The 23,328-nt window shown below is 68.8% G+C and carries 19 protein-coding genes and 1 pseudogene; 13 read left to right on the top strand and 7 right to left on the bottom strand.

What is annotated here, in order from left to right; translation table 11 throughout:
• Positions 1-12 precede the first annotated feature (12 nt).
• The 3 genes from AB4Z46_RS32025 to AB4Z46_RS32035 all read left to right on the top strand — a co-directional run bounded on the left by AB4Z46_RS32025 (position 13) and on the right by AB4Z46_RS32035 (position 4,667).
• Positions 13-2,094, top strand: coding sequence for an acetate--CoA ligase family protein (locus AB4Z46_RS32025; RefSeq protein ID WP_442287599.1), 2,082 nt, complete (start codon positions 13-15; stop codon positions 2,092-2,094).
• Positions 2,095-2,196: 102 nt separating this feature from the next.
• The gene (locus AB4Z46_RS32030; RefSeq protein WP_442287600.1) at positions 2,197-3,693 is read left to right on the top strand and encodes a circularly permuted type 2 ATP-grasp protein; all 1,497 of its coding nucleotides are present in this window, start codon (positions 2,197-2,199) and stop codon (positions 3,691-3,693) included.
• Positions 3,694-3,710: 17 nt separating this feature from the next.
• Complete coding sequence (locus tag AB4Z46_RS32035) at positions 3,711-4,667, top strand: alpha-E domain-containing protein (protein ID WP_442287601.1); 957 nt, start codon at positions 3,711-3,713, stop codon at positions 4,665-4,667.
• Positions 4,668-4,710: 43 nt separating this feature from the next.
• On the opposite strand, the gene glpK is transcribed toward AB4Z46_RS32035, so the two are convergent.
• Together glpK and AB4Z46_RS32045 are read right to left on the bottom strand one after the other, a co-directional pair.
• Positions 4,711-6,204, bottom strand: coding sequence for a glycerol kinase GlpK (glpK, locus tag AB4Z46_RS32040; protein WP_442287602.1), 1,494 nt, complete (start codon positions 6,202-6,204; stop codon positions 4,711-4,713).
• A 12-nt stretch (positions 6,205-6,216) separates the two neighbouring features.
• Positions 6,217-6,987 (bottom strand): DeoR/GlpR family DNA-binding transcription regulator, encoded by a 771-nt coding sequence (locus AB4Z46_RS32045; protein WP_442287603.1) that lies wholly within the window; start codon positions 6,985-6,987, stop codon positions 6,217-6,219.
• Positions 6,988-7,085: 98 nt separating this feature from the next.
• On the opposite strand from AB4Z46_RS32045, the gene glpD reads away from it, so the two are divergent.
• The 7 genes from glpD to AB4Z46_RS32080 all read left to right on the top strand — a co-directional run bounded on the left by glpD (position 7,086) and on the right by AB4Z46_RS32080 (position 14,712).
• Positions 7,086-8,750, top strand: a complete 1,665-nt coding sequence (gene glpD / locus AB4Z46_RS32050; protein ID WP_442287604.1) for a glycerol-3-phosphate dehydrogenase — start codon at positions 7,086-7,088, stop codon at positions 8,748-8,750.
• Positions 8,741-9,814, top strand: a complete 1,074-nt coding sequence (locus AB4Z46_RS32055; protein WP_442287605.1) for an ABC transporter ATP-binding protein — start codon at positions 8,741-8,743, stop codon at positions 9,812-9,814. The genes glpD and AB4Z46_RS32055 overlap by 10 nt, the downstream gene beginning before the upstream one ends.
• A 1-nt stretch (position 9,815) precedes the next feature.
• A complete protein-coding gene (locus tag AB4Z46_RS32060; RefSeq protein WP_442287606.1) occupies positions 9,816-10,886 on the top strand; it encodes an ABC transporter ATP-binding protein in 1,071 nt (356 codons plus the stop codon).
• Complete coding sequence (locus AB4Z46_RS32065; protein WP_442287607.1) at positions 10,883-11,773, top strand: carbohydrate ABC transporter permease; 891 nt, start codon at positions 10,883-10,885, stop codon at positions 11,771-11,773. Before AB4Z46_RS32060 ends, AB4Z46_RS32065 begins: the two co-directional genes overlap by 4 nt.
• Positions 11,770-12,582, top strand: a complete 813-nt coding sequence (locus AB4Z46_RS32070; protein WP_442287608.1) for a carbohydrate ABC transporter permease — start codon at positions 11,770-11,772, stop codon at positions 12,580-12,582. Before AB4Z46_RS32065 ends, AB4Z46_RS32070 begins: the two co-directional genes overlap by 4 nt.
• Before the next feature lie 2 nt (positions 12,583-12,584).
• A complete protein-coding gene (locus tag AB4Z46_RS32075; protein ID WP_442287609.1) occupies positions 12,585-12,893 on the top strand; it encodes a DUF2160 domain-containing protein in 309 nt (102 codons plus the stop codon).
• Between the two features lie 88 nt (positions 12,894-12,981).
• Positions 12,982-14,712, top strand: a complete 1,731-nt coding sequence (locus tag AB4Z46_RS32080; protein WP_442287610.1) for an ABC transporter substrate-binding protein — start codon at positions 12,982-12,984, stop codon at positions 14,710-14,712.
• Between the two features lie 130 nt (positions 14,713-14,842).
• Here the strand turns inward: AB4Z46_RS32080 and AB4Z46_RS32085 are convergent, their stop codons facing one another.
• From AB4Z46_RS32085 to AB4Z46_RS32105, 5 genes are read right to left on the bottom strand one after another with little or no spacing between them, the layout of a single operon-like run.
• On the bottom strand, positions 14,843-15,463 hold the full coding sequence (locus tag AB4Z46_RS32085; protein WP_442287611.1) for an HD domain-containing protein: 621 nt from the start codon (positions 15,461-15,463) through the stop codon (positions 14,843-14,845).
• Positions 15,463-16,542, bottom strand: a complete 1,080-nt coding sequence (mltB, locus tag AB4Z46_RS32090) for a lytic murein transglycosylase B (RefSeq protein WP_442287612.1) — start codon at positions 16,540-16,542, stop codon at positions 15,463-15,465. Before mltB ends, AB4Z46_RS32085 begins: the two co-directional genes overlap by 1 nt.
• A gap of 53 nt (positions 16,543-16,595) precedes the next feature.
• Positions 16,596-18,587 carry a transglutaminase family protein gene (locus AB4Z46_RS32095; RefSeq protein WP_442287617.1) on the bottom strand — a complete coding sequence of 664 codons (1,992 nt, stop codon included), beginning with the start codon at positions 18,585-18,587 and terminating at the stop codon, positions 16,596-16,598.
• Entirely contained in the window at positions 18,584-19,591 is a 1,008-nt protein-coding gene (locus AB4Z46_RS32100) for a DUF58 domain-containing protein (protein ID WP_442287613.1), read from the bottom strand. The genes AB4Z46_RS32095 and AB4Z46_RS32100 overlap by 4 nt, the downstream gene beginning before the upstream one ends.
• On the bottom strand, positions 19,588-20,508 hold the full coding sequence (locus tag AB4Z46_RS32105) for an AAA family ATPase (RefSeq protein WP_442287614.1): 921 nt from the start codon (positions 20,506-20,508) through the stop codon (positions 19,588-19,590). Before AB4Z46_RS32105 ends, AB4Z46_RS32100 begins: the two co-directional genes overlap by 4 nt.
• Before the next feature lie 75 nt (positions 20,509-20,583).
• Here AB4Z46_RS32105 and AB4Z46_RS32110 point away from each other — a divergent pair, with 75 nt between their 5' ends.
• The 3 genes and pseudogenes from AB4Z46_RS32110 to AB4Z46_RS32120 all read left to right on the top strand — a co-directional run.
• Positions 20,584-21,537, top strand: a complete 954-nt coding sequence (locus tag AB4Z46_RS32110; protein WP_442287615.1) for a histone deacetylase family protein — start codon at positions 20,584-20,586, stop codon at positions 21,535-21,537.
• A gap of 208 nt (positions 21,538-21,745) precedes the next feature.
• Positions 21,746-23,029, top strand: coding sequence for a mechanosensitive ion channel family protein (locus AB4Z46_RS32115; RefSeq protein WP_442287618.1), 1,284 nt, complete (start codon positions 21,746-21,748; stop codon positions 23,027-23,029).
• A 138-nt stretch (positions 23,030-23,167) separates the two neighbouring features.
• Positions 23,168-23,328, top strand: a pseudogene (locus AB4Z46_RS32120) (electron transfer flavoprotein subunit beta/FixA family protein); the annotation flags it as partial.

Below are 23,328 nucleotides of genomic sequence, written 5' to 3' on the forward strand. Positions count from 1 at the left end.
CCCTGGAAGCCCATGTCCGATCTGCTCGAATCCGCCCTCAATCCCCAATCGGTCGCGGTCATTGGCGCCTCCGAGAACATCCACAAGATCGGCGGCCGACCGATCTACTACATGCAGCGGCACGGTTTTCGCGGGCGCATCTACCCGATCAATCCGGCGCGCCAGGAAGTGCAGGGCCTCCGAAGCTACGAGTCGCTGGCGGCGCTGCCCGAGGTGCCCGACCTGGCGCTGGTGATCGTTGGCGGCGACAAGGCCGTGGCCGCGGTGGACGAATGCGCCGCGCGCGGCGTCAAGTCGGCGGTGGTGATCGCCTCCGGCTTCGGCGAGGCCGGTGCGCAGGGCCGGGCGGTGCAGCAGGCCATGGCCGACCGGGCACGGGCCGCGGGCATGCGGCTCTACGGCCCCAACACCCAGGGCCTGGCGAATTTCGGCAATGGCGCCATCGCCGGCTTCTCGACCATGTTCGTCGAGGTACCGCCGGCCGACGGGCCGATCGGCATCGTGAGCCAGAGCGGCGGCATGAGCGCCATGGCCTACGGCCTGCTGCGCGGGCGCGGCCTGGGCGTTCGCCATGTGCATGCCACCGGCAACGAGGCCGACGTCACCGTGTCCGACCTGGCCTGGGCCGTGGCGCACGATCCGGAAGTGAAGCTGCTGCTGCTCTACCTGGAGACCATCGCCAACCCCGGGATGCTGGCCCGCACCGCGGCCTATGCGCGCGAGCGCGACCTGCCGATCGTCGCCGTGAAGGCCGGGCGCTCCGAAAGCGGGCAGAAGGCAGCGTCGTCGCACACCGGTTCGCTGGCCAACGAAGACCGCGCGGTCGATGCCTTCTTCAAGCACCACGGCATCTGGCGCGTGCGCGACCCGCACGCGCAGGCGCTGGCGGCCGAGGCCTATCTCAAGGGCTGGCGGCCCGAAGGTCGGCGGCTGGTGGTGATCAGCAACTCGGGCGCGAGCTGCGTGATGGGCGCGGATGCGTCCGAGGAGTTCGGCCTGCCGCTGGCGGAGTTGTCGCCACGGACGCGCCAGGACGTGGCCGACAGGCTGCCGGGCTTCGCGACCGCCAGCAACCCGATCGACATCACGGCGGCACTGCTGTCCAACAGCGGCCTGTTCGGCGACGTGCTGCCGGCGGTGGCGCAGGATCCGGCGGCCGACCTGTTCTTCATCAACATCCCGGTTGCCGGGGCCGGCTACGACGTGGAGGCCTTCGCCGCCGACACGGCCAGGTTCGAGGCCAGCACCGGGAAGCCGGTGGTGGTCGCTGCCTGGCAGGCCTCGGTCGCGGCCCCTTTCAAGGCCAGGGGCATCCCGACCTACGGCAACGAGTCGGAGGCGCTTGGCGTGCTGGCGCAGCTCGCCTCGCACACGGCGCTGATGCGCAGGCCGCAACGTGCGTGGCCGGCCGAGGCCTTGCCGCCGCTGCCGGCGGGGAAGGGCCGATTCATGAACGAAGCCGAGAGCCTCGCGTTGCTGGCGGCGCGCGACATTCCGGTCGTTGTGCATCGGCTCTGCCGCTCGGCACGGCAGGCGCGCGACGCCTGGACGGCGATGGGCGTGCCGGCGGTGGTCAAGGCCTGCTCGGGCGACGTGCCCCACAAGTCGGAGCACGGGCTGGTGGCGCTGCACGTGCGCAGCGCCGACGATGCCGCCGCGCTGTTCGAAAAGCAATGGACCCGGCTGGCCGAGCTCGGGGCTTCGCAGGACGGCGTGATCGTGGCCGCCATGCACCGCGGCCGGCACGAGTTCATGGTCGGTGCGCGGCAGGATCCGGTTTTCGGGCCGGTGGTGGTGGTCGGCGACGGTGGCAAGTATGTCGAGGCGCTGCAGGACGTCGCCGTGCTGCTGCCGCCTTTCGACAGTGCCGACGTCGGCGCGGCCCTGCGCACGCTGCGTATCGCGCCGTTGCTGGAGGGGGTGCGTGGCGAGCCGCCGCTGGACGTCGCCGCCCTGTGCGCCGTGGTCGTCGCGGTCGGCCGCCTGATCGCCGCGGCCTCGGGCCGGATCGCCTCCATCGACGTCAATCCGGTGCTGGTGGGCGCCCGGGGGGAGGGCGCCATGGTCCTCGACGCCCTCGTCGAGCGAGCCTGAGCACGGGACGGCCGTCCCCGCCATCCGGGCACGCCCGGAGCGCGACGGCCGGGATCGTGGCCTTGAACTTGCTAAGCTATGGTCAAGGAGATTGGTCGTCCCATGCACAAATTCGATGAGATGTACGAACAGCTGCCCTACAACGGCGCAGCGGTGCGAAGCCACTACAAGCGTTACGACCAATGGCTCGCGAAGCAGCCCGGCGAGGTGATGCGTTCGCGGCGCGAAGAGGCGGAAATGATCTTCCGCCGGGTCGGCATCACCTTCGCGGTCTACGGCGCGAAGGACGAGGACGGCTCGGGCACCGAGCGGCTGATTCCCTTCGACCTGCTGCCGCGCATCATTCCGGCGCACGAGTGGGCTTCGATGGAAAAAGGCCTGGTGCAGCGCGTGACCGCGCTCAACCGCTTCATCCATGACGTCTACCACGGCCAGGAAATCATCAAGGCCGGCGTGATTCCGGCCGAACAGATCCTGAACAACGCCCAGTACCGGCCCGAGATGGTGGGCGTCAAGGTGCCCAACGACATCTACTCGCACATCTCGGGCATCGACATCGTGCGCGCGCCCGATGCCCAGGGCAACGGCGAGTACTACGTGCTCGAGGACAACCTCCGGGTGCCCAGCGGCGTGAGCTACATGCTGGAAAACCGCAAGATGATGATGCGGCTGTTCCCGGAGCTGTTCAGCCAGAACCGCATCGCGCCGGTCGCCCACTACCCCGACCTGCTGCTGGAAACCCTGCGCGCCTCGGCGCCGCCGGCCACCGCCGAGCCCACCGTGGTGGTGCTCACGCCCGGCATGTACAACAGCGCCTACTTCGAGCATGCCTTTCTCGCGCAGCAGATGGGCATCGAGCTGGTCGAGGGCCAGGACCTGTTCGTCAAGGACGACTTCGTCTACATGCGCACCACGCGCGGCCCGCGCCGGGTCGACGTGATCTACCGCCGCGTCGACGACGACTTCCTCGACCCCGAGGTGTTCCGCCCGACCTCCACCCTGGGCTGTGCCGGCCTGATGCGCGCCTACCGCGAAGGCAACGTGGTGATCTGCAACGCGGTCGGCACCGGCGTCGCCGACGACAAGTCGATCTATCCCTACGTGCCGAAGATGGTCGAGTTCTATCTCGGCGAGAAGCCGATCCTGAAGAACGTGCCGACCTACATGTGCCGCAACAAGGACGAGCTCGACTACACGCTGGCCAACATGAAGGACCTGGTGGTCAAGGAGGTGCACGGCGCCGGCGGCTACGGCATGCTGATCGGCCCGGCCGCGACCCAGGCCGAGATCGAGGACTTCAAGAAGGCCGTGCTGGCCAAGCCCGACGGCTACATCGCGCAGCCGACGCTGAGCCTGTCGACCTCGCCGACCTTCGTCGACGCCGGCATCGCGCCGCGCCACATCGACCTGCGTCCCTTCGTGCTGTCGGGCAAGGAAGTGCAGATGGTGCCCGGCGGCCTGACGCGGGTCGCGCTCAAGGAAGGCTCGCTGGTGGTCAATTCGTCGCAGGGCGGAGGCACCAAGGACACCTGGATCCTCGAGGCCGACCGCGGCAGCAAGCCGCGGGCGCAGTCGCAAACCCAAAGCCAGTCGGCCTGATCGGAGGAAAGCAAGCCATGTTGTCACGCACCGCCGATCACCTCTACTGGATGTCGCGCTACACCGAGCGGGCCGAGAACACGGCACGCATGCTCGACGTCAACTACCAGACCTCGCTCCTGCCGCAGTCGGCCGAAGTCGCGCAGTACGGCTGGCAGGGCCTGCTGTCGATCAGCGAGCTGCTGCCGCTCTACAACGAGAAGCACGAGGGCTTCAAGCCCGACGAGGTGATGGAGTTCATGGTCAAGGACGAGTCGAACCCGTCGTCGATCCTCTCCTGCCTGCGCGCCGCACGCGAGAACGCGCGGGCGGTGCGCGGCGCGCTGACCACCGAAGCCTGGGAGACGCAGAACACCACCTGGCTCGAAGTCAACCGGATGCTGCGCAGCGGCGACTTCGAGCGCGATCCGGCGCAGTTCTTCGAATGGGTCAAGTTCCGCTCGCACCTCTCGCGCGGCGTGACGCTGGGCACCATGCTGCAGGACGAGGCCTTCTACTTCTCGCGGCTGGGCACCTTCCTCGAGCGCGCCGACAACACGGCGCGGCTGGTCGACGTCAAGTTCCACGCCCTCAACAGCGAGTTCTTCGGCACCGCCACCGAGGAGGACCAGGAGTACGACTTCTATCACTGGAGCGCGATCCTGCGCAGCGTCTCGGCCTTCGAGGTCTATCGCAAGGTGTACCGCGACGTGATCAAGCCCGAGCGCGTGGCCGAGCTGCTGATCCTGCGCCCGGACATGCCGCGTTCATTGCATGCCAGCCTGCACGAGGTGGTCAGCAACCTCGACATGGTGAAGAACGAGCAGAGCGCCGAGACCCAGCGCCGTGCCGGCAAGCTGCTGGCCGACCTGCAGTACGCGACGGTCGACGAGATCCTCGCGACCGGGCTGCACGCCTATCTGACGCAGTTCCTCGACCGGGTGAACGAGCTGGGGTGGCGGATCAGCCAGGACTTCCTGGTGCCGGGGCACTGAAGCGTGCCTCCAGTCTCCGGGACCTGATCCAGGCTGACCGGAATCAAACCAGCGTCGCCCGCCGCACCGCCAGCTCCCAGCGCCCCATTGCCTCGTCCGCCTTCGCCCGGCTCAGGGTCGGCATGAAGCGCCGCTCGATGCGCCACAGCTTCGACAGCTGCGCCACGTCCGTGTAGACGCCGGTCGACAGCCCCGCGAGGTAGGCGGCGCCCAGCGCCGTGGTCTCGGTGACCTCGGGCCGCACCACCGGGATGCCCAGCAGGTCGGCCTGGAACTGCATCAGCAGGTCATTCACGCAGGCGCCGCCGTCGACCCGCAGTTCGGCCACCGGCGCGCCGCCGGCGGCGACCGCGTCGCGGCTCATGGCCTGCAGCAGCGCGGCGCTCTGGTAGGCGATGCTCTCCAGCGCGGCGCGCGCGATGTGCGCGACCGTGGTGCCGCGCGTCAGGCCGGTGATGGTGCCGCGCGCATCGGCGTCCCAGTAGGGCGCTCCGAGCCCGGTGAAGGCCGGCACCATCATCACGCCGCCGGCATCGGGCACGCTCTCGGCCAGCGCCTGCACCTGCGCGCTGCCCTGGATCGCCTTCAGGCCGTCGCGCAGCCACTGCACCACCGCGCCGCCGACGAAGACGCTGCCTTCCATCGCGAACTGCGGCGTGGCGCTGGTCTGCGCCGCGCTCGTTACCAGCAGGCCGTTGTGCGAGGGCTGGAAGGCGCCGCCCGTGTGCATCAGCAGGAAGCAGCCGGTGCCGTAGGTGTTCTTCGCCATGCCGGCGTCGAAGCAGGCCTGGCCGAAGAGGGCGCTCTGCTGGTCGCCCGCGACGCCGCCGATCGGCAGGCTGCGGCCCAGCAAAGCCGCGTCGGTGTCGGCGAAGTGCGCGCTCGAGGGCTTGACCTCGGGCATCAGCGAGGCCGGGATGCGGAGCGCCCGCAGCAGCTCGGCGTCCCACTCGTTGCGGTGCACGTTGAACAACATCGTGCGCGAGGCATTGCTGACGTCGGTGGCGTGGACCTTGCCGCCGGTGAGCTGCCAGACGAGCCAGCTGTCGACCGTGCCGAAGGCGAGTTCGCCGCGTTCGGCCTGGGCCCGCGCGCCCGGTACGTTGTCGAGCAGCCAGCGCAGTTTGGTGCCCGAGAAATAGGCGTCGATCACCAGGCCGGTCTTCTCGCGGATCGTGTCGGCCATGCCGTCGTCGCGCAGTTGCACGCACAGCGGCTCGGCGCGCCGGTCCTGCCAGACGATCGCGTGGTGCAGCGGCTGGCCGGTCTTGCGGTTCCACAGCAGCGTGGTCTCGCGCTGGTTGGTGATGCCGACCGCGTGGATGTCGCCGGCCTCGATCTTCGCCTTGGCGAGCACCTCGCGCGCGGTGGCCAGCTGGCTCGCCCAGATCTCCATCGGGTCGTGCTCGACCCAGCCGGGCTGCGGGTAGATCTGGGTCAGCTCCCGCTGGGCGATGGCGACGATGCGGCCCTGGCTGTCGAAGACGATGCTGCGTGAGCTGGAGGTGCCCTGGTCGAGGGCCAGCAGGTAGGTCATGGAAGGGTTCTTTCAGGTCTCGCGGGCGATCTCGCAGCGGACTTGCGCCTGCGCCAGAAGCTCGGGGAATGGGGGAGGCGGCTCCGCATCCGTGAACAGGCAATCGATCTGCGACAGCTTCGCCAGCTCGATCATCGCGGGCCGGTTGAACTTGCTCGCGTCGGCCGCGAGCCAGACCTCGCGCGCCTGCGCGATGATGGTCTGCGCCACCTTCACCTCGCGCAGGTCGAAGTCGCGCAGCGTGCCGTCGTCCTCGATGCTCGAGACGCCGATCAGCGCGATGTCGACCTTGAACTGGCGGATGAAGTCGACCGTCGCCTCGCCCACGATGGCGCGGTCGCGCAGCCGCACCGAGCCGCCCGCCACGATCACCTCGCAGGCCGGGTTGTCGCTCAGGATGCTGGCGACGTTGAGGTTGTTGGTGATCACACGCAGACCCCTGTGATTCAGCAGCGCCTTGGCGATCGCCTCGGTGGTGGTGCCGATGTTGAGGATCAGCGAGCAGTCGTTCGGCACCCGCGCCGCCACCGCGCGCGCGATGCGCGCCTTGCCCTCGGCGTGCAGGGTCTCGCGCTGCCGGTAGCCGATGTTCTCGGTGGTCGAGCTGGGCACGCGCACGCCGCCGTGGAAGCGCGTCAGAAGACCTTCGTCGGCCAGTCGCTGGACGTCCCTGCGCACCGTCTGCAGGGTCACGCCGAGCATCTCGGCGAGCTGCTCGACCGTGATCGAGCCACGCGAGCGCACGGTGTTCAGCAACTTGAGCTGGCGGGGGTTGGAATTCACGGAAAAAAGGACAAATGGAGCGCGCTCTACTTTAAACGAATCAAAACGAATGGACTTTAGGGTTAACGCCGAAGAAAATCGCGCCATAAGGAACCAGAATGAAAAGATTCGAAAGCGACAAATCCCTTGAACGTGGACTGAACCCCAACGCATCGGAACCCACCGCCGTGAGCGCCACCGCCTCGCCACCGAACGCCTTCGCCGCCGACTGCGACGTGCTGATCGTCGGCGGCGGCATCAACGGCTGCGGCATCGCGCGGGATCTCGCGGGCCGCGGCTTTCGCGTGCTGCTGTGCGAGAAGGACGACCTCGCCGCCCACACCTCTTCCTCGTCGACCAAGCTGATCCATGGCGGCTTGCGCTACCTGGAGTACTACGAGTTCTCCCTGGTGCGCAAGGCGCTGCAGGAGCGCGAGGTGCTGCTCAAGAGCGCGCCGCACATCATGTGGCCGCTGCGCTTCGTGATGCCGCACGACCCGTCGATGCGGCCGGCCTGGATGATCCGCATCGGCTTGTTCATGTACGACCACCTGGCCAAGCGCGAGGTGCTGCCGGGCTCGCGCACCGTCGACCTGCGCCGGCACGAGGCCGGCGCGCCGCTCAAGCCCGAGTTCAAGCGCGGCTTCGTCTATTCGGACGGCTGGGTGGACGATGCGCGCCTGGTGGTGCTGAACGCGCTCGACGCCCGCGCGCGTGGCGCCGAGGTGCTGACGCGCACGCGCTGCATCCGCGCGCAGCGCGGTACCGAGGGCTGGACCGCCGTGCTCGAGGGCCCCGACGGGGAGCGCACCGTGCGGGCCCGCGCGGTGGTGAATGCCGCCGGGCCCTGGGCCGAGGCCTTCCTTCGCGGCGTGGCGCACCCGGTGCACGGCGAGGCGCTGGCGACCCGGCACCTGCGGCTGGTGAAGGGCAGCCACATCGTGGTGCCGCGGGTCTTCGGCCATGACCACGCCTACATCTTCCAGAACCCCGACAAGCGGATCATCTTCGCGATTCCCTACCAGGACGACTTCACGCTGATCGGCACCACCGACATCGAACTGCAGGGCGACGACCCCGGCGCGGCGCGCATCGGCGCGGACGAGATCGACTACCTCTGCACCCAGGCCAGCCGCTACTTCGCCAAGCCCGTGAAGCCCTCGGACGTGGTCTGGACCTACTCCGGCGTGCGGCCGCTGCTCGACGACGCGTCGGGCGACCCCTCCGCCGTGACGCGCGACTACCTGCTCGAGTCGAACACCACGGCGGCGCCGCTGCTGTCGGTCTGGGGCGGCAAGATCACCACCTTCCGCAAGCTGGCCGAGGATGCGGCCGACGAAGTGGGGCGCATGCTCGGCGAGGCCCGGCCCGCGTGGACCGATGGCGCCTTCATGGCAGGCGGCGACCTGTCGGGCTGGATCGGCGCCACCACGCGCAGCTCGCGGCCCGACGACGATTTCGAGCGCTTCGTCGCGGCGGTGCAGGCACGCCATCCCTGGCTCGAGGCGGCGCTGGCGCGCCGGCTGGCCCGGGCCTACGGCGCCCGGATCTCCGAAGTCGTCGGCGACGCCGCGTCGATGGCCGACCTGGGCCCGGCCGTGGCGCCCGGCCTGCACGAGCGCGAGCTGCACTACCTGCGCGACCAGGAGTGGGCCTGCAGCGGCGACGACGTGCTGTGGCGCCGGTCCAAGCTGGGCCTGCGCTTCACGCCGCAGCAGCGCGACCAGGTGAGCGCCTGGATGCACAGGCACGCACGTTCGAAGGAAGGAGCCCCATGCAGCTGACACTCGAGCGCGTCACCAAGAAGCAGGGCCCGCAGACCTGGCTCTACCCGCAGAGCATCGCGCCGAAGAGCGGCGCGGTGACGGTGCTGCTGGGCGCCACGCAGGCCGGCAAGACCAGCCTGATGCGCCTGATGGCCGGCCTCGACGCGCCGACCGAAGGCCAGGTGTGGGTCGACGGCAAGGACGTGACCGGCGTGCCGGTGCGCGAGCGCAACGTGGCGATGGTCTACCAGCAGTTCATCAACTACCCCTCGCTCAAGGTGGCCGAGAACATCGGTTCGCCGCTCAGGCTGCGCGGCGAGAAGAACATCGATGCGCGGGTGCGCGAACTGGCCGACAAGCTGCACATCGGCATGTTCCTCGACCGCTATCCCGCCGAGCTCTCGGGCGGCCAGCAGCAGCGGGTGGCGCTGGCGCGCGCCCTGGCCAAGAACGCCCCGCTGATGCTGCTCGACGAGCCGCTGGTCAACCTCGACTACAAGCTGCGCGAGGGGCTCCGGGAGGAACTCACGCAGCTCTTCGCGACCGGCGACTCGACCGTGGTCTATGCGACCACCGAGCCCGGCGAGGCCCTGCTGCTGGGCGGCTACACCGCGGTGATGGATGCCGGCGAACTGCTGCAGTACGGGCCGACCGCCGAGGTCTTCCACGCGCCGCAGTCGCTGCGCGTGGCGCGCGCCTTCAGCGATCCGCCGATGAACCTGATGCCCGGGCGGGTCGCCGCGGGCGGCGTGCAGCTGGAGGGCGGCCCGCTGCTGCCGCTGGCCCTGCCGGCCGGCATCGAGGGCGTGGTCACGGTCGGCCTGCGCGCCAGCGCGCTCAACGTCGGCGCGGGCGAGGGCGACCTGGCCTTGCCCGGCAAGGTCGAGCTGGCCGAGATTTCCGGATCCGACACCTTCGTCCACGTCGAGACGCTGGTGGGCGAGCTGGTCGCGCAACTGACCGGCGTGCACCGCTTCGAACTCGGCGCGGCGATCACGCTGTATTTCAGCGCAGCGCAAGCCTATGTGTTCGACAGCGGCGAGCGGCTCGCGGTGGCACCGCAATGGCGCAGGAAAGGCTGACATGGCACGCATCGACCTGGACCTGGCCCATGCCTACCGCCCGAACCCGGCGCAGGAGAGCGACTACGCGCTGCTGCCGCTCAAGATGAGCTTTCGCGACGGCGGCGCCTATGCCTTGCTCGGCCCCTCGGGCTGCGGCAAGACGACGATGCTCAACATCATCTCGGGCCTGCTGGCGCCGTCGAAGGGCGGCGTCAAGTTCAACGGCCGCGACGTGACGCTGGAGACCCCGCAGCAGCGCAACATCGCCCAGGTGTTCCAGTTTCCGGTGATCTACGACACCATGACCGTGGCGCAGAACCTCGCGTTTCCGCTGCGCAACCGCAACATGCCCGCCGAGCAGATCCGCAAGCGCGTTGGCGAGATCGCCGAGATGCTCGACATGAGCGGCCAGCTCAACCAGCGTGCGGCCGGCCTGGCAGCCGATGCCAAGCAGAAGATCTCGCTCGGGCGCGGCCTGGTGCGCAGCGACGTCTCCGCGGTGCTCTTCGACGAGCCGCTGACCGTGATCGACCCGCACCTCAAGTGGCAGCTGCGGCGCAAGCTCAAGCAGATCCACCGCGAGCTCAAGCTGACGCTGATCTACGTCACGCACGACCAGGTCGAGGCGCTGACCTTCGCCGAGGAGGTGGTGGTGATGACCCGCGGCAAGGCGGTGCAGATCGGCAGCGCCGAAGCGCTTTTCGAACGGCCGGCGCATACCTTCGTCGGCCATTTCATCGGCTCGCCGGGGATGAACTTCCTGCCGGCGAACAGCGCGGACGGCATGCTCGACATCGCGGGCACGCGGCTCGCGGCCACGCGCGAGTTGCCCGAGGGTGCGCTCAAGCTGGGCATCCGGCCCGAGTACGTCGCGCTGGTCGAGCCCGGCGCGCCGGGCGCCGTGCCCGCGACGCTGACGCAGCTGCAGGACGTGGGCACCCACCTGATGCTGACGGCGCAGGTCAATGGCAGCGCCCTGAAGGCCAGGCTCGCCTCCGAGGCCGTGGTGCCCGCGCCCGGCGCCACGGTCTGGCTGAAGGTGCTCGGCGCCAAGAGCTGCTTCTATCGCGACGAGGAGCTGGTGGCATGAACGGATCCAACAAGCCCCTCAACCAGAAGGCCTGGTGGCTGGTGCTGCCGGTACTGCTGTGCGTAGCCTTCTCGGCCATCGTGCCGCTGATGACCGTGGTCAACTACTCGGTGCAGGACATCATCTCGCCCGAACGGCGCGTCTTCGTCGGCACCGAGTGGTTCGCCGCCGTGATGCGCGACGACGAGCTGCACGCGGCGCTGTGGCGCCAGCTCGGCTTCTCGATCGCGGTGCTGGTGGTCGAGATCCCGCTGGGCATCTGCCTCGCGCTGGCGATGCCGTCCACCGGCTGGAAGTCTTCCGCGGTGCTGGTGGTGGTGGCGCTGTCGCTCCTGATTCCCTGGAACGTGGTCGGCACCATCTGGCAGATCTTCGGCCGCGCCGACATCGGGCTCTTCGGCTACACGCTCCAGAAGCTGGGCATCGACTACAGCTACACAGGCAATGCGAGGGACGCCTGGCTCACGGTGCTGCTGATGGACGTCTGGCACTGGACGCCGCTGGTCGCGCTGCTGTGCTTCGCGGGGCTGCGCTCGATCCCCGACGCCTACTACCAGGCGGCGCGCATCGACGGTGCCAGCAAGTTCGCGGTGTTCCGCTACATCCAGCTGCCGAAGATGCGCGGCGTGCTGGTGATCGCGGTGCTGCTGCGCTTCATGGACAGCTTCATGATCTACACCGAGCCCTTCGTGCTGACCGGCGGCGGGCCCGGCAACGCGACCACCTTCCTGAGCCAGTACCTGACGCAGAAGGCGGTGGGGCAGTTCGACCTGGGTCCGGCGGCGGCCTTCTCGCTGATCTACTTCCTGATCATCCTGCTGCTGTGCTTCGTGCTCTACAACTGGATGCTGCGCGTCGGCACGCTCGACGTGGAGGAGGAGAAATGAACGAACGCCGCTTCCGCAAGCGCAGCATCTTCCTCGTGCTGTATCTGCTGTTCGCGCTGCTGCCCATCTACTGGATGGTCAACATGAGCTTCAAGACCAACGAGGAGATCCTGTCGAGCTTCTCGTTCTTCCCGCAGAGCTTCACCTGGGAGAACTACAGGCGCATCTTCACCGACGAGTCCTGGTACTCGGGCTACATCAACAGCCTGATCTACGTCGGCATCAACACCGTGATCTCGCTCACCGTGGCGTTGCCGGCGGCCTATGCCTTCTCGCGCTACACCTTCCTCGGCGACAAGCATGTGTTCTTCTGGCTGCTGACCAACCGCATGACGCCGCCGGCGGTGTTCCTGCTGCCTTTCTTCCAGCTCTATTCGACCGTCGGCCTGATGGACACGCACCTGGGCGTGGCGCTGGCGCACCTGCTGTTCAACGTGCCGCTGGCGGTCTGGATCCTCGAAGGCTTCATGAGCGGCATCCCGCGCGAGATCGACGAGACCGCCTACATCGACGGCTACTCCTTCCCGCGCTTCTTTCTCACCATCTTCCTGCCGCTGATCAAGGCCGGCGTCGGCGTCGCGGCCTTCTTCTGCTTCATGTTCAGCTGGGTCGAGCTGCTGCTGGCGCGCACCCTGACCAGCGTGAACGCCAAGCCGATCGTGGCGACGATGACGCGCACCGTGAGCGCGTCGGGCATGGACTGGGCGACGCTGGCGGCGGCCGGCGTGCTGACCATCGTGCCGGGCGCGATCGTGATCTGGTTCGTGCGGCACTACATCGCCAAGGGCTTCGCGATGGGGAGGGTCTGATCATGTTCGACTGGATGGTCTGGACCACTCCGGTGGCCGTCTTCTTCACCTGCATCGCGCTGATGCTGGTCGGCATGACCGTGTGGGAGCTCAAGTCGCCCACGACCCTGCGCCGCGGCTGGCTGCCGCTGGAGACCACGCGCGGCGACCGGCTCTTCATCGGCCTCCTGATCGCGGCCTACATCAACCTGATCTTCATCGGCCTGGCCGGCAGGTTCCAGGAATGGCTGGGCCTCGAAGCCGAGCCTTCGATCTGGATCAGCTTCGTGCTGTCCATGGGCGTGCTGGCCCTGGTCATGCGAAAGGGCTGACCGAGCTTCTGTTTGTCACCGGACCGGCTCTTCCGCTTTCCCGGAGCCGGATCTGCAAGAACCGGAAAGCGCCATCGAGGAGACCACCATGAAGTTTCGCACCACAGCATTGGCACTGGCCGCGGCGACTTTCGCCTTGCAGAGCGCCTGGGCCGGGGAAGCGGAGGCCAAGAAATGGATCGACAGCGAGTTCCAGCCGTCGAGCCTCAACAAGGAGCAGCAGGCCGCGGAGATGAAGTGGTTCATCGACACCGCCAAGAAGCTGCAGGACAAGGGCGTGAAGGAGGTCGCGGTGGTGTCGGAGACCATCACCACCCACGAGTACGAATCGAAGACGCTGGCCAAGGCCTTCGAGGAAATCACCGGCATCAAGGTCAAGCACGACATCATCCAGGAAGGCGATGTGGTCGAGAAGCTGCAGACCTCGATGCAGTCGGGCAAGTCGATCTATGACGGCTGGATTTCCGACTCCGACCTGATCGGCACCCACTACCGCTACGGCAAGATCCTGTCGCTGACCGAGTACATGGCCGGCGCCGGCAAGGAGTGGACCAATCCGGGGCTCGACGTGAAGGACTTCATCGGCACCAGCTTCACGACCGCGCCCGACGGCCAGCTCTACCAGTTGCCCGACCAGCAGTTCGCCAACCTGTACTGGTTCCGCGCCGACCTGTTCGCGCGCAAGGACCTGCAGGACAAGTTCAAGGCCAAGTACGGCTACGACCTCGGCGTGCCGCTCAACTGGAGCGCGTACGAGGACATCGCCGAGTTCTTCACGGTCGACGTCAAGACCATCGACGGCAAGCCGATTTACGGCCACATGGACTACGGCAAGAAGGATCCGTCGCTGGGCTGGCGCTTCACCGATGCCTGGCTGTCGATGGCCGGCACGGCCGACAAGGGCATCCCGAACGGGATGCCGGTCGACGAGTGGGGCATCAAGGTGGCGGCCGACAAGTGCACGCCGGTCGGCGCCAGCGTGGCGCGCGGCGGGGCGACCAATTCGCCGGCCGCGGTCTATGCGCTCACCAAGTACATCGACTGGATGAAGAAGTACGCGCCCAAGGAAGCCACCGGCATGACCTTCGGCGAAGCCGGCCCGGTGCCGGCGCAAGGGCAGATCGCGCAGCAGATCTTCTGGTACACGGCCTTCACCGCCGACATGACCAAGGCCGGCCTGCCGGTGGTCAACGCCGACGGCTCGCCCAAGTGGCGCATGGCGCCCGGCCCGAACGGCCCGTACTGGAAGCAGGGCATGCAGAACGGCTACCAGGACGTCGGCTCGTGGACCTTCTTCAAGGCTCATGACGCCAACAAGACGGCGGCCGCCTGGCTGTACGCGCAGTTCGTGACCTCCAAGACCGTCTCGGCCAAGAAGAGCGTCGTGGGGCTGACCTTCATCCGCGAGAGCGACATCCGCCACGAGTACTTCACGCAGAACGCCAACAAGTACGGCGGCCTGATCGAGTTCTACCGCAGCCCGGCGCGCGTGGCCTGGACGCCCACCGGCACCAACGTGCCCGACTACCCGAAGCTGGCGCAGCTCTGGTGGAAGAACGTGGCCGAGGCCGTGACCGGCGAGAAGACGCCGCAGAAGGCGATGGACAACCTGGCCGAGGAGATGGACAACGTGATGGGCCGGCTGGAGCGCGCAGGCATGGCCAAGTGCGCGCCCAAGCTGGCGCCGAAGGGCGACCCGGCCAAGATGCTGAGCGACGAGCACGCGCCGTGGAAGAAGCTGGCGAACGAGAAGCCGAAGGGCGAGACCATCGACTACAACAAGTTGCTGACGGCGTGGAAGGAAGGAAAAGTACGGTAGCTGTTGCTCGCCCCCAGGTTGCCCCGCACTTCGTGTCGGGGCGCCCACCCCCTGCCGGGGGCAACACCAGCGGCCAGGCGTTGCCGGTTCCGCGGTGTCTCACCAACGGGCCTGGCTGCGCCGGCCGGACTCAGGGGTCGACTGCCCGCTGGAGGTTGAGGTGCGCGGTGGATTCGAGCCGGGCTCGCATCGGCGCCGTGAGATAGAGCGGGTCGCGTGCCAGGAAGCGGCTCAGGATCTCGCGCCGCCGCGGTTCGAAGACCTCGGGCGCGATGTGCGCGTACTCCACGCGGATCTGGCGCTCGTACTCGGCGAAGCGCTCGGGGGGCGCGCCGAGGATTGCGAGGTCGATGTCGACGAGCAGGCGGGCGTCGTTGCCTTCGGGCACCGCATCGTGGCGCGTGGCCATCACCAGCGCGTGCACGCGTTCGGCGGCTTCGGGCGCGACGCCTGCGCCGAGCAGCGCCTGCCGGGCCCAGTCGGCGCTGCGCGCTTCGTTGTCGTGCCGGCCCAGGTCGTAGATGGCGTCATGGAACCAGAGCGCCAGCGCCACCTCGCCCGGGTGCTCGGCATGGGCGCGTTCGCGCTCGAAATGAAGCAGGCACTCGGCCAGGTGCTGGCGCGTGTGATAGGCCCGCTGCGGCTCGTCGTAGCGCGCCAGCAAGGCGTCGAACAGCGTGTCGCCCGTGAGCTTCGTACCGAGGTCGCGCCAGGCGCCATCCCACGACGCGCGCAGCGCCTGCGCCTCCATCACTGCTCCATCGCGGCCTGCACTTCGCGGCCCAGGTCGATCACCGACATCGCGTAGTAGCTGCTCCAGTTGTAGCGCGTGATGACGTAGAAGTTCTGGGTGCCGGCCACGTAGCTCGGCGCGTCGTAGCCGTTCTGCAGCTCGACCAGCGCCAGCAGACCCCGGTGCTTGAGCGCCTCGCCGTACAGCACCGCGCCGCCGGCAACGAAGGCATCGACGCTGAAGGTCGGCACGATGTCCGGCGCCAGCAGCACCGACTTCTTGAGCCGCGACTCGTCGAAGCTCACCGGATAGATCGGCGGCATCCCCGGCTGCCAGCCGAAGGCCTTGAAATAGCTCGCCACCGAGCCGATCACGTCGGCCGTGTTCCTGACCAGGTCGATGCGGCCGTCGCCGTCGAAGTCGACCGCGTACTTCGCGATGCTGCTCGGCATGAACTGCGGCATGCCCATGGCGCCCGCGTAGCTGCCCACCGGGACCATCGGATCCTCGGCGGTCCGGCTCTCGGTGCTCAGGAAGCTCTCGAGCTCGCCGCGGAAGAAGGCCTGGCGCTCGGCCGCGCGCGGATGGGCCTGAGGGAAGTCGAAGGCCAGCGTGGCGAGCGCGTCGATGACGCGGAAATTGCCCATGTTGCGGCCATAGATGGTCTCGACGCCCACGATGCCGACGATGATCTCGGGCGGCACGCCGTAGGTCGCTTCGGCGCGCGCCAGCGTCTCGGCGTTGTTGCGCCAGAAGCGCACGCCGGCGGCGATGCGCACCGGGTCGATGAAGCGGCTGCGGTAGGTCTGCCAGTTTTTCGGCGTGCCGTTCGGCGCCGGCAGCATCAGGCGCGGGACGTTGGGCAACTGCCGGGCGTTGCCGATGGTGGTCCGCACCCAGGCGGGGTCGAGGTTGCGGCGCGCCGCGACCTCGTCGGCGAACTGCATCGCGTCTTCGCGCGTGGCATAGGGGATGCCGCCGCGCACTGTCGCGCTGCGCTTGTCGGGCGCGCCCTGGGCCGAAGCGGGCGCTGCCGCGAGAAAGGTGGCCGACAGCAGGAGGGCGGCCGGCAGGGCGTGGGAAAGGAGGCGTCGCATCGTGTCGATTGTGCCGTCCGCGCGGGGGCCTCCCGAAAACGACACAGGTGGTTTCAGCGCGGCCACGCGAGGCGGCGGAACTCGCTGCGCAAGGCCGGGAGCGCGTCGGCCGGCGCCTTCGCGTAGCGCTGCGCCTCGAGGCGCAGCAGCCATTGCTGCACCGGCTCGGCGCCGCTGCCGAAACGGTCCGCGAGCCGGGCTGCCATCTGGCGCGGCGATGCACCTTCGGGCACCTCGACGCCGGCCCGCGCGAGCCGCGCGCGGGCGCGGGCCAGCAGCCGCAGCCACGGATCGTGCTGGCTGCGCTCCCAGAGGGTCCAGCCGGCGCCCGCGAGGCTGGCGACCACGAGCAGGGCGAGCAGCACCAGCGCCAGGTCCTGCAGGCCGGGCGCGGTGAAACCAAGGGTCTTGAGCAGGTCCAGCTGCCGGCTCTGCGTGTAGTTGAGCACCCACTGGTTCCAGCCGTTGTTGACCGCCTCCCAGGCGGCGCGCAGGTTCTGCGACAAGGTCGGGTTCATGGCTCCGATGGCGCCCGCGATCAGGCCGGGCTGCGGCGCGAGCCGGCGGAACTGGCCGACCCGGTCGGGCGAGATCGCGCCGGTGGGATCGACCCGCACCCAGCCCGGGCCTTCTTCCCAGACCTCGGCCCAGGCATGGGCATCGCTGTTGCGCACCACCCAGAAGCCGTCGACGCCGTTGAGCTCGCCGCCCTGGTAGCCGGTGACGATGCGCGCCGGGACGTCGAGCGCCCGCATCAGCACCACGAAGGCGGAGGCGATGTGCTCGCAGAAGCCGGCCTTGCGATCGAACCAGAACTCGTCGGCCGTGTCGTCGCCGTAGAGGCCGGGCTCCAGCGTGTAGGCGTAGCCTCCGGTGCGCAGCCGCTGCAGCACGTTCTGCACCAGGGCCGGCGTGGCGGCACCGGCGAGCGCCGGGTCGGCGCGCATCTGCGCCGCCAGCGCGACCGTGCGCGGGTTCGAACCGGCCGGCAGCGCGACGTAGCCTTGCAGCGCCGCGGTGCGGCGCGTCGGGCCGCTCTCGAACTGCGTGAAGCTCTCGGCCCGGTAGCGCACCAGGTCGCCGATCGGGCGGTTCGCCACCCACTGCAGCTCCGGCGTCGCGAACAGCTCGTAGCCGGGCAGCTCGGGCCGCCTGGGCGCGGCGTCCAGCGTCAGCACCCAGGGTCGGTTCGCGGGCTCGAGCGTGACTTCATAGCCGGTGGCCGGACCGCGCACCCGCAGGTTCTGCGGCACGAAGCTGCGCGAGAAGGGCGGTGGGGCGGTCCATTCGCGGCCGTCGAACTGCGTCAGCACCGGTCCGCGGAAGTAGAGCGTGGGACGCGGCGGCACCTGGCCGCCGTCGAAGCGGATGCGCGCGGCGATGCCCTCGTCGAGCGCGAGCTCGGCCATCGCGCCCACGCGCATCGTGTTCGACAGCCCGGTGCGTCCGGTCATGGCGTCGTTCGGCGTGCCCCACAGCGGCGCCATGCGCGGAAACAGCATGAACAGCACCAGCATGATCGGCGCGCCCAGCAGCGCCATCCAGCCGGCCGTGCGCGCGGCCTGGGCAAGCGGCGGCTTGCCCACCGGCATGTGGGCATTCACCAGCGCGGTCAGGAGGCCCAGCAGCGCCAGCAGCATCGCGAAGGCCGTCACCAGCGATTGCGAATAGAAGAAGTTCGTGAGCATCGTGAAGAAGCCCAGGAAGAAGATCACGAAGGCGTCGCGCCGGGCGCGCAGCTCCAGCGTCTTGAGCGCCAGCAGGATCACCACCAGCGTGACGCCGGCATCGCGGCCCAGCAGCGTGCGATGGGTGGCGTAGGTGGCGACCAGCGTCAGCGCGAGGAGGGCGATGCGCCAGCCCTTGCCGGGCAGGGGGCGGCCCTGGACCGCCAGCGTTCCGCGCCACAGCAGCACGATGGCGGCGAGCGTGCTGCACCACCATGGGAGGTTGGCGATCTGGGGCAGCAGGATCAGTCCGATGACGGCCAGCAGGAAGAGGGTGTCCCTGGCGTCCCGCGGCAGGGCCTGGAGCTTCGCGTTCAGCACAGCGCCAGCACCTCGAGGCACTGCCTCTTGTGGGCTTCGCCTTGCGAAGGCGCCACCACGCGGCCCGCGACGCGCAGGCCATAGTCCACGCCCAGCCGATCCGCCATCAGCACCCAGGCGCAGAGCCGCGACACGCGCGCCTCCGCGTCGGGCAGGCCCGCCGCCTGGGCGTCGAGCCAGAGGTCCTGCCGCTGTGCCTGCTGCGTGTCGCGGCTCACCAGGTCCTCGGAGCCCGCGGCCTGCGCCTGCGCCGCGCGCTTCCACACGACCAGCTTCAGCGGATCCCCGCGCCGATAGGCCCGCACGCCGTCGTACTCGCCCGCCAGATGGGTGCGCAACGCGGACGAGGCGGCTTGGCCGGCCATCGGCTCGCCCGCGGGCAACGGCGGCGGATGGGCCTCGGGCGCCGGATAGACCAGCACCTGCGAGGCCGGCCGCCACACGGTCCAGACACGGAAGGTGCCGAGCGGAAACCGGGTTTCGGCGGTCAGCGTCGGCACCGGGTGCAGGCCGCGGCGCTCGGGCTTGAAGGCCACCTCGACGGTGGCGCTGCCTCCAGCCGGCACGTCGCACCAGGCCCACTGGCCGCTGCGGTGCACCGCGAGGCCGATGCCGTAGCGCGTGCTGCGGCGCGTGTTGTCGAGCACTACGCGGAACACCGCGGCGGCCCCGGCATAGCGCGGTTCGGGCGCCATCAGGTGCATCGCCAGGCCGCGCAGGGTGCCATGGCACACGTGCATTCCGACCGCCACGCTGCCCGCCAGCAGGAAGGTCAGCAGGTAGCCCAGGTTGAGCTGGTAGTTGATCGATGCGACCAGCAGCAGCAGCAGCGTGGCCGCCAGCATCCAGCCCGCCCGGGTCGGCACGATGTAGACGTTGCGCTGCGTCAGTTCGAGTGCATCCGAGGGCGGCCGGCGCGCCAGGAACCAGCGGTCGATGTGCGCGCGCAGCGGCGCACGGCGCTCGGCGAGCCCGCCGCGGGCCGGCGCCGGCGTCGTCACGGCAGCGGCACCGCCGCGATCATGGCGCGGACCTGCTCGACCGCGCCGCGGCCGGCGTCGCCGACCGGCGTGAGCCGGTGCGCGACGGTCTGCGGCAGTACGGCCTGCACATCGTCCGGCGCCACGTAGTCGCGGTTGGCCAGCAGCGCCTGCGCCTTCGCGGCGCGCAGCACCGCGATGCCGGCGCGCGGCGACAGGCCCTGCAGGAACCAGCGGCCCGAGCGGGTGGCGGCCATCAGGTCCTGCACATAGTTCAAGAGCGGCTCGGAGGCGTGCACCTGCAGCACGCGCTGCTGCAGCGCCGTGAGCTCGCCGGCGGTCAGCAGCGCCGGCAGGCCGGCCAGCATCTCGCGCCGGTCGGCCCCCGCGAGCAGTTCGCGCTCGGCGGCCCGGTCGGGATAGCCGAGCGAGATGCGCATCAGGAAACGGTCGAGCTGCGATTCGGGCAGCGCGAAAGTACCGAGCTGGTCGTGCGGGTTCTGGGTCGCGATCACGAAGAAGGGGGTCGGCAGCGGCCGGGTCTCGCCCTCGACCGTGACCTGCTTCTCCTCCATCGCCTCCAGCAGCGCGCTCTGGGTCTTGGGGCTGGCGCGGTTGATCTCGTCGGCCAGCAGCACCTGGGCAAAGATCGGCCCGGGGTGGAACACGAAGGCCTGCTGGCCGCGGTCGTAGATCGCGACGCCCGACAGGTCGCCCGGCATCAGGTCGGCCGTGAACTGCACGCGGGAGAACTGCAGCCCGAAGGTATGCGACAGCGCATGCGCCAGCGTCGTCTTGCCGACCCCCGGCACGTCCTCGATCAGCAGGTGGCCACCCGCCAGCAGGCAGGCCACGCAGTCGCGAACCTGCGCCTCTTTGCCCACGATCACCGTGTTAAGCTGGCCGAGCAAACTGGCGAGCTTCGCGGCGACGTCCATTTTTGTATCCATATGCAAACAATACCGTAAGCCCGGCGGGCCCATGCCGCGTGGGGATACGACGTGATTCGATCCATGGGTAAAACCGGCTACTTCACACACCGCGATTGCTGGAAGCACGACATGGGCCCGGGCCATCCGGAATGCCCCGCTCGGCTCGATGCGATCGAGGACCGGCTGCTCGTCACCGGCGTCGGCGACGCGCTCGAGCGCATCGAGGTGCCGCTGGCCACCTTGCCGCAGATCACGCGTGCGCACAGTGTCGCCCACATGGAGCACCTCGAGGCGCTGAGCCAGCGCCTGATCGAGGACGCCCCGGCCGGCGGCCCGGACCATGCGCAGATCGACCCCGACACCACGCTCACCCGCTTCACGGTGCTGGCTGCCCGGCGCTCCGCCGGCGCCGCCATCGCGGCCACCGACGCGGTGATCGCGGGCGCGATCGACAACGCCTTCTGCGCCGTGCGCCCGCCCGGCCACCATGCCTGCCGCGACAAGGCCATGGGCTTCTGCTTCTTCAACAACGTCGCGATCGCGGTGCGCCACGCGATCGAAGAGCACGGCCTGGAGCGGGTGGCGGTGGTCGACTTCGACGTCCACCACGGCAACGGCACCGAGGACATCCTGAGCAACGACCCGCGGGTGCTGATGGTCGGCTTCTTCCAGCATCCCTTCTATCCCTACAGCGGCACCGAGCACCCGGCGCCGAACATGCTCAACCTGCCAGTGCCGGCCTACACCAAGGGCATGGATGTGCGCGAGCTGATCGAGACCTGCTGGATGCCGCGGCTGGAGGAATTCAAGCCGCAGATGATCTTCGTCAGCGCCGGTTTCGACGCCCACCGCGACGACGACCTGGGTCAGCTCAGGCTCAACGAGCACGACTTCGGCTGGATCACCAGCCGCGTGGTCGACGTCGCGCGCCGGCATTCGTTGGGTCGCATCGTCTCGATGCTCGAGGGCGGCTACAACCTCGATGCCCTGGCGCGCAGCGTCGAGGAGCATCTGCGGGTGCTGGCCGATCTGTGAAACACGCCCGAAGCGCCTGCGGCGCCCCGAGTCGCTGCCAGAGGCAGCGGCTCTTCGGGTCCGTCCAAGCCTGCCCATGCGGACTTGGAGCCGCGGACCTCAGCCCCTCAAGGGGGCGATACCAGCAGCCCGGCAAAGCCGGTTCTGCGGTATCCCTTGCCTGGACCCGTGCCGGTTTCTGGCAAATTGATCTGGACCTTTGATGGCATTGGATTTCAGCGACTTCACGCAGCGGCTCGGCCAGATCGAGGCGCGCGGGGTGGGGATCGAGATCGCGATCCTGGTGGGCTGCGTGGTCGTGGCCTGGGCGGTGTGCCGATGGTTCGGCCGCGACCAGCCGAAGGACTCGATCTGGTTCGGCCGGCGCACCCTCGACGGCCTGCTGTTCCCGCTGCTGGCGCTCTTGTTCACTGATCTCGCGCGGCGCGCGACCCTCGCGTTCCAGCCGGTGATGGTGCTGCGCATCGCGGTCTCGGTTTTCGTTTCACTGGTCGCGATCCGCTTCTTTGCGCGCGTGCTTCAAGCCGTGTTCCCGGCCTCCGCGCTGGCGCGCCTGCTGGAGCGGACCATCTCGTGGCTGGCCTGGATCGGCGCCGTGCTCTGGACCGTCGGCCTGCTGCAGCCGGTGCTGGCCGAGCTCGACGAGATCACGCTGGCCTTCGGCCGAACGCGCGTGAGCATCCGCACCATCCTCGAGGGCACGCTGTCGGCCGGGCTGGTGCTGGTGCTCGCGCTGTGGGTCTCGAGCACGATCGAGAAGCGCATCCTGCGCGAGGCAGTGACCGACCTGTCGATGCGCAAGGTGGCATCGAACGCGGTCCGCGCCTTCCTGCTGCTGATCGGCCTGCTGTTTGCGTTGTCGGCCGTGGGCGTCGACCTGACCGCGCTCTCGGTGCTCGGCGGCGCGCTCGGGGTCGGCCTGGGCTTCGGCCTGCAAAAGCTGGCCGCCAACTACGTGAGCGGCTTCGTGATCCTGCTGGAGCGTGCGATCCGCATCGGCGACAACGTCCGGGTCGACGGATTCGAAGGCCGCATCACCGACATCAAGACCCGCTACACGCTGGTGCGGGCGGGCAACGGCCGCGAGTCGATCGTGCCGAACGAGTCGCTGATCACGAGCCGGGTCGAGAACCTCTCGCTGGCCGATCTCAAGTTCAACATCACGACCACCATCGTGGTCGGCTACGACAGCGACGTGGCGCGGGTGCAGGCGATCCTGTGCGGCGCGGCCGCCGCGCAGCCGCGCGTGATGAAGGATCCGGCGCCGGTCGCCTTCCTGCTCAATTTCGCGCCGGACGGGCTCGAGTTCACGCTCAACTTCTGGGTCGCCGACCCGGACAAGGGCAGGGACAATCTGCGCTCGGCGATCAACGTTTCGATCCTGGACGGCCTGCGGCAGGCCGGCATCGTGATTCCGAGCCCGCAGCGCGTGGTGCGTGTCGAGTCGCTTCCGGCCGGCGGCATTTCTCCTTCCGCGGCGGCTCGCCTATAATCGCAAAAAAGCACGACCGTTCTTTTTCCTTGAACCTGAAGCGTCCCTGATCGAAATGAACAGTCCTCGCGGAGGCCGGCGCCTAAAATCGTCGGCTGCCTGCAAGCCCCGGTTTCGCAATTCAATGGAGTCAAACCAATGAAGATTCTTGTCCCCGTCAAGCGGGTCGTCGACTACAACGTCAAGGTGCGTGTCAAGTCTGACGGCACCGGCGTCGACATTGCCAACGTGAAGATGAGCATGAACCCCTTCGACGAGATCGCGGTCGAAGAGGCGGTGCGCCTGAAGGAAAAGGGCGT

Source organism: Variovorax sp. M-6 (assembly GCF_052114385.1).
Taxonomy (GTDB): domain Bacteria; phylum Pseudomonadota; class Gammaproteobacteria; order Burkholderiales; family Burkholderiaceae_C; genus Variovorax.